Source organism: Neorhizobium sp. BETTINA12A (assembly GCF_023006485.1).
In the GTDB taxonomy this organism is placed as follows: Bacteria; Pseudomonadota; Alphaproteobacteria; order Rhizobiales; family Rhizobiaceae; genus Neorhizobium.
Genome location: NZ_JALBGW010000098.1, coordinates 1 through 17,890, shown reverse-complemented (window position 1 = coordinate 17,890; position 17,890 = coordinate 1). Strand labels below are relative to the sequence as shown.

General features: G+C 61.5%; 14 protein-coding genes and 3 tRNA genes. 10 read left to right on the top strand and 7 right to left on the bottom strand.

What is annotated here, in order from left to right; genetic code table 11:
• The coding region (locus MOV61_RS20405; RefSeq protein ID WP_247137866.1) for a ribonuclease E/G at nucleotides 1-2,198 on the bottom strand (2,198 nt) is incomplete at its 3' end.
• Nucleotides 2,199-2,826: 628 nt separating this feature from the next.
• On the opposite strand from MOV61_RS20405, the gene MOV61_RS20400 reads away from it, so the two are divergent.
• From MOV61_RS20400 to prfB, 3 genes are all read left to right on the top strand, one after another.
• Entirely contained in the window at nucleotides 2,827-4,071 is a 1,245-nt protein-coding gene (locus MOV61_RS20400) for an N-acetylmuramoyl-L-alanine amidase (protein WP_408962407.1), read from the top strand.
• Nucleotides 4,072-4,327: 256 nt separating this feature from the next.
• Nucleotides 4,328-6,799: a penicillin-binding protein 1A gene (locus MOV61_RS20395; RefSeq protein WP_247137865.1), complete on the top strand. Its 2,472-nt coding sequence runs from the start codon at nucleotides 4,328-4,330 to the stop codon at nucleotides 6,797-6,799.
• Nucleotides 6,800-6,911: 112 nt separating this feature from the next.
• Nucleotides 6,912-8,043, top strand: a protein-coding gene (gene prfB, locus MOV61_RS20390) for a peptide chain release factor 2 (protein WP_247034016.1) whose coding sequence is annotated in 2 segments (ribosomal slippage) — nucleotides 6,912-6,980 and nucleotides 6,982-8,043 — 1,131 coding nt in all. Because the reading frame shifts where the segments join, the coding sequence is not laid out codon by codon here.
• Nucleotides 8,044-8,123: 80 nt separating this feature from the next.
• Here the strand turns inward: prfB and MOV61_RS20385 are convergent.
• Nucleotides 8,124-9,329 carry a multidrug effflux MFS transporter gene (locus MOV61_RS20385; protein WP_247137864.1) on the bottom strand — a complete coding sequence of 402 codons (1,206 nt, stop codon included), beginning with the start codon at nucleotides 9,327-9,329 and terminating at the stop codon, nucleotides 8,124-8,126.
• Between the two features lie 169 nt (nucleotides 9,330-9,498).
• On the opposite strand from MOV61_RS20385, the gene MOV61_RS20380 reads away from it, so the two are divergent.
• Nucleotides 9,499-10,155: a TetR/AcrR family transcriptional regulator gene (locus MOV61_RS20380; RefSeq protein ID WP_038542099.1), complete on the top strand. Its 657-nt coding sequence runs from the start codon at nucleotides 9,499-9,501 to the stop codon at nucleotides 10,153-10,155.
• 47 nt (nucleotides 10,156-10,202) lie between these two features.
• On the opposite strand, the gene MOV61_RS20375 is transcribed toward MOV61_RS20380, so the two are convergent.
• A complete protein-coding gene (locus MOV61_RS20375; protein WP_038549040.1) occupies nucleotides 10,203-10,976 on the bottom strand; it encodes an NAD kinase in 774 nt (257 codons plus the stop codon).
• Nucleotides 10,977-11,227: 251 nt separating this feature from the next.
• On the opposite strand from MOV61_RS20375, the gene MOV61_RS20370 reads away from it, so the two are divergent.
• Together MOV61_RS20370 and MOV61_RS20365 are read left to right on the top strand one after the other, a co-directional pair.
• Nucleotides 11,228-11,303: transfer RNA gene (locus MOV61_RS20370), tRNA-Thr, on the top strand.
• Nucleotides 11,304-11,538: 235 nt separating this feature from the next.
• Entirely contained in the window at nucleotides 11,539-11,967 is a 429-nt protein-coding gene (locus tag MOV61_RS20365; RefSeq protein WP_247137863.1) for a hypothetical protein, read from the top strand.
• A 47-nt stretch (nucleotides 11,968-12,014) separates the two neighbouring features.
• Here MOV61_RS20365 and MOV61_RS20360 read toward each other — a convergent pair whose 3' ends face one another.
• The 4 genes from MOV61_RS20360 to rlmB form a co-directional block, all read right to left on the bottom strand.
• Nucleotides 12,015-12,935, bottom strand: a complete 921-nt coding sequence (locus MOV61_RS20360; protein ID WP_408962408.1) for a transglycosylase SLT domain-containing protein — start codon at nucleotides 12,933-12,935, stop codon at nucleotides 12,015-12,017.
• A 201-nt stretch (nucleotides 12,936-13,136) separates the two neighbouring features.
• A complete protein-coding gene (locus MOV61_RS20355; protein WP_247137862.1) occupies nucleotides 13,137-14,441 on the bottom strand; it encodes a UDP-glucose/GDP-mannose dehydrogenase family protein in 1,305 nt (434 codons plus the stop codon).
• A gap of 165 nt (nucleotides 14,442-14,606) precedes the next feature.
• The gene (gene cysQ / locus MOV61_RS20350; protein WP_247137867.1) at nucleotides 14,607-15,395 is read right to left on the bottom strand and encodes a 3'(2'),5'-bisphosphate nucleotidase CysQ; all 789 of its coding nucleotides are present in this window, start codon (nucleotides 15,393-15,395) and stop codon (nucleotides 14,607-14,609) included.
• A gap of 85 nt (nucleotides 15,396-15,480) precedes the next feature.
• A complete protein-coding gene (gene rlmB, locus MOV61_RS20345; protein ID WP_247137861.1) occupies nucleotides 15,481-16,359 on the bottom strand; it encodes a 23S rRNA (guanosine(2251)-2'-O)-methyltransferase RlmB in 879 nt (292 codons plus the stop codon).
• Between the two features lie 202 nt (nucleotides 16,360-16,561).
• Between rlmB and MOV61_RS20340 the strand changes: the two genes are divergently transcribed.
• From MOV61_RS20340 to MOV61_RS20325, 4 genes are all read left to right on the top strand, one after another.
• Nucleotides 16,562-16,646: transfer RNA gene (locus MOV61_RS20340), tRNA-Tyr, on the top strand.
• A gap of 25 nt (nucleotides 16,647-16,671) precedes the next feature.
• Nucleotides 16,672-16,745: transfer RNA gene (locus MOV61_RS20335), tRNA-Gly, on the top strand.
• A gap of 261 nt (nucleotides 16,746-17,006) precedes the next feature.
• Nucleotides 17,007-17,501 carry a histidine kinase gene (locus MOV61_RS20330; protein ID WP_247137860.1) on the top strand — a complete coding sequence of 165 codons (495 nt, stop codon included), beginning with the start codon at nucleotides 17,007-17,009 and terminating at the stop codon, nucleotides 17,499-17,501.
• A 279-nt stretch (nucleotides 17,502-17,780) separates the two neighbouring features.
• A partial coding sequence (locus MOV61_RS20325) for a GTP-binding protein (RefSeq protein ID WP_134887344.1) occupies nucleotides 17,781-17,890 on the top strand: 110 nt, incomplete at its 3' end.

Here is a 17,890-nt window from a genome sequence, read left to right as displayed (position 1 = left end):
CGCTTGCGCTTGCGGCCGTTCGGATCGTCGCCCTGCGACTGGGCGCGCTCGGCAACCGCAGCAGCTGCCGGCTGCGACGAAGCAACGATCTCTTCCTCTTCCTCCTCGTCGGCCTCGACGATGATGTCGTCATCGTCCTCTTCGACGGGAATGGCCGCGAACTGCATCAGGCTTTCGATCTTGACCGGGTTTTCGACCGGCTCGCCGCGATCGATCGCGAAGTGGCTGGAGCCGATGCTGACATCCGATTCGATGAAGATCGAGACGCCGAAGCGGTTCTCGTAATCGACGATGCTGGCGCGCTTGTGGTTGAGGAGATAGAGCGCGATTTCCGGCGTGGTGCGCACGGTGATGTCATGCGTGGTGTTCTTGAGCAGGTATTCCTCGACGCCGCGCAGCACATGCAGGGCGACCGACGACTGCGAGCGCACATGACCGGTACCGCCGCAATGGGTGCAGATCTGAGTCGTCGATTCGAGAACCGAAGCACGAATACGCTGGCGCGACATTTCGAGCAGGCCGAAATGCGAGATGCGGCCGACCTGGATGCGGGCGCGGTCGTTCTTCAGGCAATCCTTCAGCCGCTTCTCGACGGCGCGGTTGTTGCGCTTTTCTTCCATGTCGATGAAGTCGATGACGATCAGGCCGGCAAGGTCGCGCAGGCGAAGCTGGCGTGCGACTTCTTCCGCTGCTTCCAGATTGGTCTGGAGCGCCGTTTCCTCGATCGAATGTTCGCGGGTCGAACGGCCGGAGTTGACGTCGATGGCGACGAGCGCTTCCGTCTGGTTCATGATCAGGTAGCCGCCGGACTTCAGCGTCACCTGCGGCTGCAGCATGCGGTCGAGCTGCGCCTCGATGCCGGAACGGGCAAAGATCGGATGCAGGTCGCGATAGGGCTGGACCACCTTGGCATGGCTCGGCATCAGCATCTTCATGAAGTCTTTCGCTTCACGATAGCCTTCTTCGCCGGACACGATGATCTCGGAAATGTCCTTGTTGTAGAGGTCGCGGATCGAGCGCTTGATCAACGAGCCTTCTTCATAGACGAGGGTAGGGGCGGTCGAGCTCAGTGTCAGCGTGCGGACGTTCTCCCACAGGCGCATCAGGTATTCGAAGTCGCGCTTGACTTCGACGCGGGTGCGGTTGGCGCCGGCGGTGCGCAGGATCACGCCCATGCCCTGCGGCACATCGAGTTCGCGGGCAATTTCCTTAAGACGCTTGCGGTCCTGCGGCTGGGTGATCTTGCGGGAGATACCGCCGCCGCGCGCCGTGTTCGGCATCAGGACCGAATAACGGCCGGCGAGCGAAAGGTAGGTGGTAAGAGCAGCGCCCTTGTTGCCGCGCTCTTCCTTGGCGACCTGCACGAGCAGGATCTGGCGGCGCTTGATGACTTCCTGGATGCGATACTGCTTGCGCGGCTTGCGCACGACGCGGTCCGGAACTTCTTCCATCGCGTCTTCGGCGCCGACCGATTCGATCACTTCCTTCTCGCCGTGGTCGTCATCGTCGTCGTCATCGAAATCGTCGTTGCGGCCGCCGCCCCGGCGGGCGTCGACGTCTTCCGAAATCGAATCGGTCTCGACCATCGCGGCCATTTCGCCGGGCGTCGAACCGTCGTCGTCATTGTTGTCGGAGGAGGGGGCGCTTTCGCCCTCGGATGCTGCGGCTTCTACGGCGGGCGCTTCGTCTGCCGGCTTCTTGCGAGCGCGGCTGCGGCGCGGCTTGGCCTTCGGCTTTTCGGCCTCTTCAGCAGCGACGGCCTCGGCCGGGCTTGCTTCCGTTGCTTGGCCACCGGCTTCGCTTTCGGGCTCGGCGGCGGGTGCCGGGATGGAGATGCCGATATCCGGCTGATCCTGATTGGCAAGATCGACTACGGGGTCGGCGGCTTCCGCCTCGGCGATCTTACGCTGATCCTCGGCTTCCTGCTGCATCAGCGCCTGGCGGTCGGCAAGCGGGATCTGATAATAGTCGGGATGGATTTCGGCGAAGGCGAGGAAGCCGTGACGGTTCCCGCCGTAGTCGACGAAAGCGGCCTGTAGTGAGGGTTCGACCCTCGTCACCTTCGCCAGATAGATATTGCCGCGTATCTGTTTCTTATGCTGCGATTCGAAATCGAATTCCTCGATCCGGTTACCGCGAACGACAACTACGCGCGTCTCCTCTTCGTGAGACGCGTCGATAAGCATTTTGTCTGCCATTGAAATTCTGCTCCTCGGCGCCGCCGGGGGAATGCAGAAAAGGCTGCCACAAGGACAGGCCCGTCATGCAATGCGGTCGTTGCGCCGGATAAAGATGTTCCCGTCGGGCGCGGTTGTGACGGCAACCGGAAAGATGACGGGGAGCGTTGCTCCCTCGGTCCCTCCAGGTTCTGAAAATTGTGCCGCGACATCAAAAACCAAACGAGAATGACGATACCATAGGCCCGCAGGGGCCCGATGAATGTGCTCCGTATGAGCGGTGGGTGGCATGCCACCCGGTATTATTCCGGCCACCGCCGGTTGGATCGTGTATCAGGAAAAAGTGTAGCGACGGCGGATGACTGTCGGTCTTCGGCGCCAGGTCCTGAAGAGGCTGGCCAGCCTATCGGCAGACTATCCCGTCAACACTTTAACCCTCGGGGGCGTTGTATGGTTTATCTGTCACAATAGCAAGGGAAAAGCCAAGTTTGCCATATTCTCGATGGAATTAGACCTCTTATGAATGGCAAGGAACGGGCGGATGATTCGCATCTTTTAACGGGCAAATGCCTTCTAAAATGGGCACTTTGATGCGGGTTGCCTGATAGGCGGCGGGGCTTTGAATGCGAGTGGCGTTTTGAGGGCGGATGTGAAGGCAGGCGCGGCGACGGCCGGCGGCGGGGGCCGCGGACGGTTTTTTGCGCGAATCGGTTGCGCTCTTCTCCTTTTGGTAGGCTTCGGCGCGACCCTCCCCTTGAGCTCCGCCGGTGCCGCGCCGCCGCCGCTTCTCGCCTTCAGCGCGCGGGTCGCCGGTGACGAGGCGCGCACCCGGATCGTCATCGATTTCGAGAAGAAACCGGAATTCTCCGTCCATTACGTCGCCGCGCCTGAACGGGTGATCGTCGATCTGCCGGCAACGGCCTTCGGCTTCCCTGCCGAGGATTTATCCGCGCGCGGCCTCTTCAAGGATATCCGCTACGGCACGATGGGTGAGTCGAGCGCTCGTATCGTGCTGACTGCCAAGCGGCCGGTAAAACTGTCGATCGCCGAGGTGCAGTCTAACGACAACGGCAGCTACCGTTTGGTCCTGGATGCGGAAATGGCCTCAAAGGAGGTTTTTGCCGATCTGGTGAAAACCCAGAACTGGGCGACGTCGGCGGCAGCCACTCCGGACCCGTTGGCGATGGCCGAGAAGGATAATGTCTTCACCGTTGCCGTCGATGCCGGGCATGGCGGGATCGATGCCGGCGCCACCGGGGCGGGCACCAAGACCCCCGAAAAGACCATTACGCTCGCGTTCGCCAAGACGCTTGCCGAACGATTGAACAAGGTCGAGGGTATCAAGGTTTTCCTCACCCGCGACGACGACACGTTCCTGTCGCTCTCCGAGCGCGTGACGCTCGCCCGCCAGGGCCATGCCGATCTCTTCGTATCCTTGCACGCCGACACGCTCGGCCAGAAGGATATCCGCGGCGCGACCGTCTATACGCTCTCGGACAAGGCCTCCGACCGCATGGCCGAGAACCTCGCCACCCGCGAAAACCTGTCCGACGAGCTTGCGGGCTATACCCTCCAGAGCGGGCCGCCCGAAGTCGCCGATATCCTGCTCGACCTGACGCGCCGCGAGACCCAGGCGTTTTCGATCGCGCTCGCCAGCAATGTCGTCGAATCCTTCGAGGGACAGATCGGGCTCATCAACAATCCCCACCGTTACGCGGGTTTCCAGGTGCTGCGCGCACCGGACATTCCGTCCGTGCTCCTTGAACTCGGCTTTCTGTCCAATGCCGAAGATGAAAAGCTGCTTCTGGATGAGTCGTGGCGCTCGAAGGTGATCGACCGCATGGTCGACGCGATCAGGCGCTATCGTGACCGGGCGATGGCAAATGGTGGCTGATTTTCCCGGATGCGCGTGGCGCGGGTGCCACAGGCGCCGGCGAATATGATGCAAGGGGAGGCCAGTCACCGGAAATTGCAGCTAAGAGCCCTATTTTACTCACATTCGGGCGATTACTCGGTGGTTTCCGGACGCAATGGATGACGGACGATTGATCCTCTTCCGGCTTGCGCTGGTTCGATCACCGTGCAAAACGCCTCTAACCATGCGATGGTGTGTTTCACGCGCCGAATGAAAGCTGAACGGTAGCTCCAATATGGTAAGATTGATTGGTTATCTCTTTGGATTGGCCTGCGTCCTGTTTCTGGTCGTGGCTGCCGGCGTGGGTATTTATCTCACCGGGATGACCAAGGACCTGCCGAACTACGAGGTTCTTGCCTCCTACGAGCCGCCGGTCGCCACCCGCGTTCACGCCGGCAACGGCGCGCTGATGGCAGAATATGCCCGCGAACGGCGCCTCTTCCTGCCGATCCAGGCGGTGCCCGATCGCGTCAAGGCCGCTTTCCTGTCGGCCGAAGACAAGAACTTCTACAGCCATCCCGGCATCGACATCACGGGGCTTGGGCGCGCCGTCCTTTCGAACCTTCAGAACCTAGGTTCCGGCCGTCGCCCCGAAGGCGCCTCGACCATCACCCAGCAGGTGGCGAAGAACTTCCTTCTTACCGGCGACCAGACAATCGACCGCAAGGTCAAGGAAGCGATCCTTTCCTTCCGTATCGAGCAGACCTATTCCAAGGACAAGATCCTCGAACTCTACCTGAACGAGATCTTCTTCGGCCTCAATTCCTACGGCATTGCAGGTGCTGCGCTCACCTATTTCGACAAGTCGGTGACCGAACTGACGACGGCCGAGGCCGCCTATCTTGCGGCCCTTCCCAAGGGCCCGGCCAATTACCATCCCTTCCGCCGCGAAAAGGCGGCACTCGAGCGCCGCAACTGGGTCATCGACCGCATGGCCGAGAACGGCTACATCACGCAAGGCGACGCAGACGACGCCAAGAAGCAGCCGCTCGGCGTCAAGCAACGCCGCACCGGCGCCCATGTCTTCGCATCGGATTATTTCTCCGAGGAAGTCCGCCGTCAGATCATCGACCGCTACGGTGACAAGGCGCTTTACGAGGGCGGGCTTTCGGTCCGCACCTCGCTCGACCCCGATCTTCAGGTCATCGCCCGCCGCGCGCTTCAGAACGGCCTCGTGGAATATGACGAGCGCCGCGGCTTTCATGGCCCGGTAGCGCAGATTGCCACGACCGGCGCGCCTGGAACCTGGGATTGGGGCCCGGAACTCGCCAAGCAGAAGTCCCTTGCGGACGTGCCGGAATGGAAGCTGGCGGTCGTGACCGAAGTATCGGCAAAGTCCGCCACGATCGGCCTGCAGCCCTCGGCTGACGCGGCCGGCAAGGTCGATGCGGCTCGCGAGACGGGCACGATCAACGGCGACGACATGAAATGGGCCTATCGGGACTCCACCAATACCCGCAAGCCGGCGAAATCGCCGGACGGCGTGCTGAAGCCGGGCGACGTCGTCTACGTGGAACCGATCAATCCGCAGGCCAAGACCTATCGGCTGCGCCAGCCACCAAAAGTCCAGGGCGGTTTCGTCGCCATGGACCCGAATACGGGACGCGTTCTCGCGATGGCGGGCGGCTTCTCCTATTCGCAGTCCGAATTCAACCGCGCCACCCAGGCGATGCGCCAGCCGGGTTCGTCGTTCAAGCCGTTCGTTTATTCGGCAGCCCTCGATAACGGCTATACGCCCGCTTCGGTTATCCTCGACGCTCCGATCGAGATCGTCTCGGGCGGCCAGGTCTGGAAGCCGGAGAACTACGGCGGCGAGGCCGGAGGCCCGTCGACGCTGCGCACCGGCATCGAAAAATCCCGCAACCAGATGACTGTGCGCCTGGCACAGGATATGGGCATGGAACTGGTTGCCGAATATGCCGAGCGTTTCGGCATCTACGACAAGATGTTGCCGGTGCTTGCCATGTCGCTCGGTTCCGGCGAGACGACGGTGATGCGCATGGTCTCGGCCTATGCCGTCATCGCCAACGGCGGCAAGCAGATCAAGCCGACCGTCATCGACCGCATCCAGGACCGCTACGGTAAGACGATCTTCCGCCATGAGGAGCGCGCCTGCGACGGCTGCAATTCCAACGACTGGGCCCATCAGGAAGAACCGAGTATCGTCGATAACCGCGAGCAGGTTCTCGACCCGATGACCGCGTACCAGATCACCTCGATGATGCAGGGCGTGGTGCTGCGCGGCACGGCCGCCGGCAAGATTCCGGTCAAGGACCGCGATGTCGCCGGCAAGACCGGCACCACCAATGATGAGAAGGATGCCTGGTTCGTCGGTTTCACCCCGAACCTCGTCGCCGGCCTTTATATCGGCTTCGATACTCCGGCGCCGCTCGGCCGTGCCGGCACCGGCGGTGGTCTTGCAGCGCCTATTTTCGGTGAGTTCCTCGCCCAGGCCGCCAAGCTGACGCCAGCCGAAAAATTCCACGTGCCGGACGGCATGCAGCTCGTCGCGGTCAATCGCAAGACCGGCATGGCGGCCATGGAAGGCCAACCCGACACGATCGTCGAGGCCTTCAAGCCCGGCACCGGCCCGGCCGACGTCTTTCAGGTCATCGGCGACGGCGAATACATGACCCAGGATCAGATCTTCACCAATTCGCCCCAGGCGCAGCAGGCTGTCACCTCGGGCATGCCGGGTCTGTTCTGATCGCTATCCGAAGCGGCAGCCTTGTCGGCGGGCCCGGGCTTTACATCCGGGCTGGCTGCAACTATGTCCACGGCACTTAAAACCCCAACACAAAGAGCGAAGAACAAGCGCCATGCGTGCGGAAATCATCAATGTAGTCGACGAAATCAAGCAGGCCATAAGCCTGCTGAGGAGGCATCTTTGACTGGGATCAGGCGGTAAGACGACTGGACTGGTTGAATAACAAGTCAGAGGATCCGAACCTCTGGAACGATGCTGCGGAAGCGCAGAAGCTGATGCGCGAGCGCCAGCAGCTCGATGACGGCATCAATGGCGTCAAGGCCATGGAGAGCCAACTCAACGACAATATCGAGCTCATCGAACTCGGCGAGGAAGAGGGCGACGAAGCGATCGTCAAGGAAGCCGAAGATGCGCTGAAGGCGCTGATGGCGGAATCCGGCCGGCGCCAGGTCGAGGCCATGCTGTCGGGCGAAGCGGATGGCAACGACACCTATGTCGAAGTCCATTCCGGCGCCGGTGGCACGGAAAGCCAGGATTGGGCGAACATGCTTCTGCGCATGTACACCCGCTGGGCGGAGCGCCAGCGTTTCAAGGTCGAGTTGCTGGAAGTGCATGATGGCGAAGAAGCGGGCATCAAGTCCGCGACCATCCTCGTCAAGGGCCACAATGCCTATGGTTGGCTGAAGACCGAATCGGGCGTCCACCGTCTGGTCCGCATTTCGCCCTATGACAGCAACGCCCGCCGCCACACCTCGTTCTCGTCCATCTGGGTCTATCCGGTCATCGACGACTCGATCAACATCGAGATCAACGAAAGCGATTGCCGCATCGACACCTATCGTTCGTCGGGCGCCGGCGGCCAGCACGTCAACACCACCGACTCGGCGGTGCGCATCACCCATATCCCGTCGGGCATCGTGGTGCAGTGCCAACAGGAACGCTCGCAGCACAAGAACAAGGCCAAGGCCTGGGACATGCTCCGTGCGCGGCTCTACGAAGCGGAGTTGAAGAAGCGCGAGGACGCGGCGAATGCCGAGGCGGCTTCGAAGTCCGATATCGGCTGGGGTCACCAGATCCGCTCCTATGTTCTGCAGCCCTATCAGATGGTCAAGGACTTGCGGACGGGCGTGACCAGCACCGCGCCGGACGACGTGCTGGACGGAGATATCAATCCGTTCATGGAAGCGGCCCTGGCGCACCGCATCAGCGGCAAGCCGGATGTGGATGTCGCCGACGTCGACTGACGATCCATGCAACAATCACAAACGAAAGCGGCCGGACCTTGCAAGGTCCGGCCGCTTTTTTTGTTGGGCGCAGGCGCGGTTTATTCCGCCGCTGCCGCCATGGCGCCCTGGCGGCTGCGCAGCACGACAAGCGACAGCAGGAGGACGACCACCGAGCATGCCGCGATGACCGTGACCATCGGGCGCGAGGTGCCGTCGACGAACATTCCACCGAGGCCAACCACCACCGCCGATGTCACGAACTGGATCGTGCCCATCATCGCCGACGCCGTGCCGGCAATCCGGCCGTGATGTTCGAGCGCCAGCACCGCCGCCGTCGGGATGATCAGGCCGAGGAAGCCGTAGCCGCCGAACAGGAAGGCCGCCATCACATCGAGACGGTCGATGCCGAGCGAGGTGACGAGTGCCAGAAGGACCATCATCGTCGAATAACCGAACACCGCGCTGCGGATCACTTTGCGGAGCCCGATCTTGCGTGAAAGCCAGCCGTTCAGCTGCGACATGCCGATGAAGGCGACCGCATTGCACGAAAAGACGATGCTGTAGAAGGTCGGCGACAGGCCGTAATGCTCGATCAGCACGAAGGACGAATTCGCCACATAGATCATGTAGCTCGACATGCCGAAGGATGCGATCAGCACCAGCCCGAGATAATAGGGGTCCCGGAGCAGCGTGCCGTAGGAGTTGAGCGCGCCGGCGAGGCTGCTTTCGCTGCGCGCAGCCGGCAGGCGGGTTTCCTCAAGGAAGAACACCGCAACGACGGCGCCGACCGCACCGGCGCCGACCATCACCCAGAAGATCAGCCGCCAGTCGCCGAACACGGTGACGATGCTGCCGGCAAGCGGGGCGAGAATCGGCGAGACGCTGAACACCAGCATCAGCCGCGACATCAGCTCGGCTGCGGCCGGACCGGTATGCAGGTCGCGGACGATGGCGCGGGAGATGACAACGCCGGCGCAGGCGCCCATGCCCTGCAGGAACCGGAAGGCGATCAGCCATTCGATCGACGGCGACAGCGCGCAGCCGATCGCGCCGATGGCATAAAGCGCGAGGCCGACATAGAGCGGCCGCTTGCGGCCGAACATGTCGGAGAGCGGGCCGTAGGCGATCTGCGACACCGCCATGGCGGCGAAGAAGGAGATCAGGCTCGCCTGTACCTCATGGCTGTTGGCATTGAGGCTGGCGCGGATGGTCGGCAGCGCCGGGAGATACATGTCGAGGGCGAAAAGCCCGATAGCCGAGAGCAGCCCGAGCGACAGGGCATGCGAAGGAGCTCTGCTTTGCATTTGGAAAAAACCTTTCCCGTCACCACATCTGCCGTGGTAACGGCAGGCGAGGACGATTATGGGAGATGAATATGAGAGCCGGCCAGATACGGGAGAGTGGGCCTAAACAATCATGTAAATTATTTTGGACACAATTGTCCAATCCGTCAAGCCCCGCTATAGTGATGTCATGAAAAATTCGTCTGCCGAACTTCCGCGCGATTACGACACCTGGCCGCCGGCGCAGAACAAGCGCCAGGCGATCCTCAATGCTGCAGCCGATGTTTTCGCCCAGGAAGGCTTTGGCGGCGCCAGCATTGATGCGATCGCGGCGAGGGCAGGGGTGTCGCGCCAGACGATCTACAATCAGCTGGGCGACAAGGATAATCTTTTCAAGGTGGTGGTCGCTGAAATCACCGACCGCTCCAGCGCCGGTTTCTTTCGCGTGCTCGATACCTTCCCCGTGGCGCCGCAGGACATCGAGACGGAGCTGACGCAATTTTCGGCGCAGCTCCTGCGCAAGGCGATCTGCGACCCGAACGGCCGCTGGCTGCGCAAGGTGGTCGAAACCGAAGGCGCTCGCTTCCCTGAGCTTTTCGAGACCTGGAAGGAATACGGGCCGGGCAAGAAATATCCGGCGATCGCAGCCCGCCTGGCGCAGCTCGCCCATGGCGGTTATCTCGAGGTCGACGATCCGGCGCTTGCCGCCCGCCAGTATATGGCGCTTCTGGCGACCGACCTGCGTTACGATCAGCAGCTCGGCCGTCAGACGCCCGAATCGGAGATCGACCAGATGGCGGCAAACGCTACCCGCACTTTTTTGCGTGCCTTTTCCCCGAAGCGCTGAGCTTCACGCGAGGGCAACAGGTTTCATCCGCGTGAGTTGACGTTGAGTCAGTTGTTGAACTGTTCGGCGAGAATCCGGTCGGACCAGGAATGGTTCGGATCGGAGAGGATGCGCGCGGTGATTTCGGTCGACTGCGCCACCCGTACCTTCAGCACCGACTTCACCTCGGTATTGTCGGCAACCGCGTTGACCGGCCGCTTGTCCGGCTCGAGAATATGGATGTCGACGCAGACGTGGTTCGGCAGCAGCGCCCCGCGCCAGCGCCGCGGACGGAAGGCCGAGACCGGCGTCATGGCGAGCAACGGCGCTTCCAGCGGCAGGATCGGGCCATGCGCCGAGAGATTGTAGGCGGTCGAACCGGCGGGCGTCGCGATCATCAGGCCGTCGCAGATCAGTTCCTCCAGCCGCACATGGCCGTCGATCTCCACCCTGAGCTTGGCCGCCTGATAGGATTGCCGAAAGAGATAGACCTCGTTGATGGCGAGCGCCACCGACGTCGAGCCGTCCTCGTTTTCCGTCGTCATCTTCAGCGGGTGAAATTCGTTTTCCACCGATTCGGCCACCCGCTCGTGCAGTTTCTGGGCGCGGTAATCGTTCATCAGGAAGCCGACCGAGCCGCAGTTCATCCCGTAGACGCTTTTGCCCGTATTGATCGTGTCGTGGAGCGTCTGCAGCATGAAACCGTCGCCGCCGAGCGCGATGATCACGTCGGCTTCCTCGGTCGGCACATTGCCATAGAGCCGTACGAGTTCTTCCAGCGCGGATTGTGCTTCCGGGGCTGTCGAGGCGATGATGGAGAACTTGTTCGTCTCAGACGACATGAACGGGCCTTTGAGGGTGCCGCCGCCCGACGGGGCGCGCAAGGGACGCTGTAAACAGGTGAGCTAACACGATCCTGTAACAGGACCATGCCGGCGGGACGGCACTAAGTACAGTAAAAACAGGGTTTTGAACAAGCGCCTTGCGCCATCGCCCGTGCGTGAAACAACGCAACTCGAATGCACGGTATGTGATGTTACGGCGATTTTCTCTTTACAGGAGGGGAAAATCTGGTAACTCCCCACTCGAAAGTGCCCTTGTAGCTCAGTTGGTAGAGCACCTGATTTGTAATCAGGGGGTCCCGGGTTCGAACCCTGGCGGGGGCACCATTAAAATCAATCACTTAATCAAGTAGGCGTTCCAACGCATTCCGACAGCGTTCCTACTCGCCTGTTCCCGCTCGGTTTTTGCTGGAACGGCTGGCGACTTGGAGATTCACGACATGGCCGCCTGACCCCGCCGCCGTTATTCGGTGGAAGCGATTGGAACGTCGGAAACCTTATGCGATCGGCAGGGTTAGGCGGCCGTAGGGCATGTCTGGAAAATCCCACGAGAGGAAATCCAATGTTTGCAAAGATACTCACCGTTGGCGCATTGTCGCTTGGTCTCGCCACTGCCGCGGTCGCCCAGTCGAGTTCGGGATCCGGATCAGTATCCGGCGGCGTTTCGGGCTCAGGTTCTGCGGGAACCAGCGGATCCGTACCGGGATCGGGAACCACTGGCTCCGGCACGCTCAATGGCAATACGACCACCCCGCTGAATGGAGCAGGACGCGGCGCGCTTGATTCCAATTCGACAGGCAGCACGATCGGCAATTCCGGCGGCTCCAAATGCGCGCCCAACAACCTGCCGCAGGGTTCTGGCTCCGCCACGACCAATAACCTGCCACAGGGTTCCGGCTCCGCCACGACCAACAATCTGCCGCAAGGTTCCGGCTCCGCGACGCCCAATGCGGACGGAACTCTCGCGCCTGGGCAGGCACAAAACTGCTGATCGAGACCTATGTGCGGCAAGCGGAAGGCCTTCTTCTGCTTACCGCTTCAGTTTCTGAAAACCGTGCAGGGCACGGCGTGTGCCCTGATCCTGGCACACAAGTCGATAGCTTCAGCTCTGGTGGCGCGGCCGATCCGCGCTGCATAGCGCGGGCGATAGCCGAAATTGCCGCGTTTCTGCCGCACGACGAGCGCCCGTTCCGAGTTGAGCGGCGCCGGCAGACGGCTGATCGTGGTGGCAAATAGCTGGCTGGCGATATTCGGATTGTAGTGCGCGGAAAGCTGCACGCCCCAGGGCGCCCAATCCGCCGATGCTATCAAGACGCTCTCGTTGAGCCGCCTCGTATTGGCGAGCCGCAGGCAGCCGTCGAGGAAGGGTTTTCCGGGATCGAGAGCCTGAGCCGCCGTCTTCGGCGGATCGCCCTTCCACGTTTCTGCGGAATGGCCGGTAATCGCAAACACGTAGTCGCGCGTCTCGATCGGCAGCCGCCCGGTCGTCAGGAATGTTTCGAGACCTGCTTCGCCCGCATTATAGGCTGCGGCGGCAAGGCCGAGATTGCCAAAACGGTCGCGCAGATTCCTGAGATAGAGAGCGGATGCCGCAAGCGCTTCGATGACATCGAAGCTGTTTCTCAGGCCGCGGATTCTTGCGGTTTCCGGCATGAACTGGGCGATGCCCTCGGCCCCTTTCGGGCTCACCGCATTGGCCCGGAACAGGCTTTCCCGCCAGACCAGCCTCGCGAAAAATTCCGGCGGCAGCCCGTTCTTCTCGGCCAGCCGCTGCATCACCTGACAGAGATCCTGATTGTAGGTTTCGGCGCGGATGCACAATCGGCCAATCTCGTCCGATGCCGCACGCTCGTATCGGCATTCGGGAGCGGCGGGGTCTTCGGCAGCACCGACGCTCCCGCCAGAGGGCAGGAGGGGAGAGGGCGGGAGGGCCAAGGACAAACCCAAGCCTATCTGCATGAGGCGGCGAAACATCATCGACATGCAATATGCCCAACCGGGGCGCAGCTTTAAAGCCTTCCGCGCCAGGACGCTCCAAAAGCGACTGGCACGGATGGTCCGGCACCGGGTCACGGCCCAAGTGATTTTCGCTTGCCTAATCTGCGGGACAACTCTTGCAAAGAGCCCAAAAACTCCAGGCCCGCCGCCTTCGAGACTGCCCTAGTGCATTTTTCCGACGCCGGTATAGGTAAAGCCATGGGCTTCCACCTCCCGCGCGCGATAGACATTGCGCAGGTCGACGAGAACCGGGCTCTTCATGACGGATTTCAGGCGTTCGAGATCGAGTGCGCGAAACTCGTTCCATTCGGTGACGAGAACCGCGACATCGGCGCCTTCGGCGGCCTGATAGGGGCCGTCGGCGAATTCGATAGCCATCAACTGCCGGGCGTTTTCCATGCCTTCCGGATCGTAGCCGGAAACGATCGCGCCGGCATCCTGCAGGGTCTGGACGACGGCGATCGCCGGGCTGTCGCGCATGTCGTCGGTGTTCGGCTTGAAGGTCAGCCCGAAGACGGCGACCTTCTTGCCGCGCACGTCGCCGCCGGCAGCCGCGATCACCTTGCGGCCCATCGCCCGCTTGCGGGTGTCGTTGACGGCGATGGTGGTTTCGATCAGTCGGACCGGGCTTTCATAATCCTGGGCGGTCTTGGCGAGCGCCAGCGTGTCCTTCGGGAAGCAGGAGCCGCCGTAACCGGGGCCGGCATGCAGGAATTTCGAGCCGATGCGGCCGTCGAGACCGATGCCGCGTGAAACGTCCTGGACGTCGGCGCCGACGCGCTCGCAGAGATCGGCCATTTCGTTGATGAAGGTGATCTTCATCGCCAGGAAGGCATTGGCGGCGTATTTGATCAGTTCGGAGGTCCGGCGGCTGGTGAAGAGGAGCGGCGACTGGTTGAGATAGAGCGGACGATAGACTTCCGTCATCACTCCGCGGGCGCGCTCGTCGGAAAGGCCGACGACGATGCGGTCAGGGCGCTTGAAGTCCTCGATCGCAGCGCCTTCGCGTAGGAATTCGGGGTTGGAGACGACGGCGAAATCCGCATCCGGATTGGTTTCGCGGATGATCCGCTCCACTTCGTCGCCGGTGCCGACCGGAACGGTCGACTTGGTGACGATGACCGTGAAGCCGGTCAGCGCTTCGGCGATTTCTCGTGCTGCGGCATGGACATAGCCGAGATCGGCATGGCCGTCGCCGCGGCGCGACGGGGTGCCGACTGCGATGAAGACGACATCGGCATCAGCCACGGCGGGGCCGAGTTCCGTGGTGAAGGAAAGGCGACGGGATTTGACGTTCGATTCGACCAGCGCCTCGAGGCCCGGCTCGAAGATCGGGATGACGCCTTGTTTCAGCGCTTCGATCTTTTCGGCAGCCTTGTCGACGCAGATCACGTCATGTCCGAAATCCGCAAAGCAGGCTCCCGACACGAGGCCGACATAACCCGATCCAACCATCACAATACGCATCAATGATCCTCATCTTTATCCGGTAATCTCACGCGCAGCGGTTTCCTAAGCGCATCCGAAAGGGAATGCAACGCGTCGGATTGGTTGCCTGTGGCGGCTTTGGTCAGGCGTTACCGGAGCGGCCTGGCTGACCAACGTTACGGGGTAATGACAATAGGATTGCTGCTACGGCTTTCCAGGGCGCGATCCCCAGGCGATGAAATCGGGATTGGCGAAATCCAGCATGTCTGCGCGGCCGGTCTTGCCATAGGTAAGCGGTGCCCCGTCGAGCGTGACCGTGCTGCCGCCGGCGGCACGGAGCACGGCGTCTCCGGCGGCCGTGTCCCATTCCATGGTTCGGCCGAAGCGGGGGTAGAGGTCGGCGATACCCTCCGCCAGCAGGCAGAATTTCAGCGAGGAACCAATGCTGCGGATATCGGCGGCGCCTGATTTTTCGAGGAAGGCCTCGGTCTCGGCGGAATTATGCGAGCGGCTCGCAACGCAGATCGGGCGGGCCTCGACCGGCCTTGCGACGACCGGCACCCGGTTCGTCACCGCGAATTCGTCGTCGATCACAAGTTTTTCCGCCCGTCCGCCGCCACCGAGATAGGCGACCTTAAGGGCGGGCGCATAAACGACACCGAGTATCGGCATGCCGTTCTCGATCAGGGCGATGTTGACCGTGAAATCCTCGCGATCGTTGATGAACTCCTTGGTACCGTCGAGCGGATCGACCAGGATGAAGGAGCGTCCCTCGATCGACGGGATGCGCCCCATCGCAACCGATTCTTCCGCGACGACGGGGATGTCGGGAAAGGCTTGGGCGAGTTCGGCGAGGATGATCTCTTCGGCCCGTTCATCCGCCTCCGTGACCGGGGATTTATCAGCCTTGTAGCTGGTGTTGGGTCCGGCCCTGTAGACGTCGAGGATGGCTTTGCCGGCAAGCAGCGCGGCTTTTTCGAAGGTGGCGAGCATGAATTCCATGGCAGCTGGTCACGTCGGTTGGGTAGACTTCCAATGACACGTTTGCCCCGCGCATGGGAGTCTAAAACGGCTCGGCTCAACCGGCCTTGGCGAGATGCTGCTGTGTCGCGTAGAGCGCGATCGCGGCGGCGTTCGAGACGTTGAGCGATTTGATAGCGCCCGGCATGTCGAGACGGGCAAGCGCGTTGACCGTCTCCCGGGTCTTCTGCCGCAGGCCCTTGCCCTCAGAGCCGAGCACGAGAGCGATCCGGCCACCGGCAAACGTGCCTTCGAGCGGGGCGGGGCCTTCCGAATCGAGCCCGATCGTCTGGAAACCGAGCCGGTGCAGTTCTTCGATCGCGTCGGCGAGATTGGTGACCTGTATATAAGGTATGAGTTCCAGCGCGCCGGAGGCGGATTTGGCAAGCACGCCGGATTCGGTCGGGCTATGTCTCTGGGTGGTGATGACCGCGCCGGCGCCGAACGCGACCGCCGAACGCATGATCGCGCCGACATTGTGCGGGTCGGTCACCTGGTCGAGAACCAGCAGGAGCGGACTTGCCTTCAAGGCTTCCAGGCGCCGAACGGGCAGGGGCCGCGTTTCCAGCATCACGCCCTGGTGGATGGCCTCGGGGCCGAGCACCTTGTCGATATCCTGCGGCGAGACGAATTCGACCGGCAAGGACAACGTCTCCGGTTCGCCGATCTCAAGCCGCGCGAAGGCGTTCTGCGTCACCGACAGCTTGATGAGCTTGCGCTCGGGATTGTCGAGGGCGGCGCGCACCGTGTGCAGGCCATAAAGGAAGACCTGTTCCGGCTGAAGCTGCGGCGGTTTCCAGTCCTTGTTGGATTTCGGCCGCTTCAAGGGCGGCGTCGGAATTTCCCCGCGTTCGCGCTTGGAGTCGCGCACGGCGCGCCGAAGCGTCGCATAATGGGTGTCGCGGGTGGATTTGTCTTGTTTGTCGTCCTTGCTCATCAGGCCTTATAGCCATCCTCGCTCTCCGGGCAAAGCCCTCGACGGGGAGGCGGATCGAAAGAGCGGCTGATTTATTTTCGTCATTTTTGCTTCTTCCTCGTGTTGACAGACGAGAACGAGGCGGTCATATACGCGGCGCAGATCGAGGGGCGGCAAGCTTCAAGGTCTGACGAACTTGGTCTCACGATCCGGACGAAAAACTGGAGAGATGCCCGAGTGGTTAAAGGGGACGGACTGTAAATCCGTTGGCTCAGCCTACGTTGGTTCAAATCCAACTCTCTCCACCATTCGTCTCTGATCGGACACCACACCGCGGGTATAGCTCAATGGTAGAGCAGCAGCCTTCCAAGCTGAATACGCGGGTTCGATTCCCGCTACCCGCTCCACTTTCCTGACCATATAAAGACTGACAAATTACACGCTTTAAAGCGCGTCGATGGTCTGACTGCATCCGTCTTTGCTATTTTTAGCCGCGTCTGCCTTGTCATCTGCCGTGACTGCGGCGACGCACGCTCCTGCTGGAGCCTCGTTTTTTCGTGATCGCCTCGTATTGTCGCGATGATGCTCGCAACTTTTTAAAGCATTCCGGGTAGAAGCTTTTTCGCCGGCACAGAGGCCGCCCCACCACCAGCTATGGAAACTTGTCCATGAAGAAAATACTTGCCGCCGCAGCCCTTGCGACGATGCTCCTGCCGTCCGCGTCGTTTGCTGCTACCGTGCTTTTCCCGAGCGCCGCCCCCGTCGCGCAGATCACCATTCCGGACGCCTGGAACCCGGAGGAAACCGACAGCGGCATCCAGGCCAGTTCCGACGACGGCGCGATCTATCTGTCGATCGACGTCGCAAGCGCCGAGACCACCGATAAGGTCATCGAAGATGTGTTCTCTTTCCTCGGTGAAAATGGCGTCACTGTCGACCCGGCCACTCAGAAACAGTCCGAAGACACGTTCAACGGCATGAAGATGATCAATCTGGACTGGAGTGGCAAGGATAAGGACGGCGCCGTTTCGATCGGCGTCTCGCTCGTCGCGCCGAAGCCGGACAAGCTTCTCGTCATCACCTATTGGGGCACCAAGGGCGAGCAGGAAAAGCACGGCCCGGAACTTGTAGCGCTCATCAGCTCGCTGAAGCCGGCGAAGTAAGAGCCCGATCTGGCACTCACTGAATAGAGGGCCGGCCGTCTCCCGCTTTGAGGGATGACGGTCGGCCCCTTGTTTTCCGGCTGTCATCTAAGCTGCATTGCCTAGTGGAGAGAACACCGCGGAACCGCTCCATCCATAGGGGGTTTCCGTTCGATTTGCCCGGTTCCCCTTGTGCGGGCGCGCGTCGTAATTATGTCTTGCGCATTCTGGTGGAAAGCCTTAAACGGCGACACCAAACCCGGTCGCCGGGTCCACACTTATGTTCACAGGAAGCATTCAATGGCAAAGAGCAAGTTTGAGCGCAACAAGCCGCACGTCAACATTGGCACGATCGGTCACGTTGACCATGGCAAGACGTCGCTGACGGCCGCGATCACGAAGTACTTCGG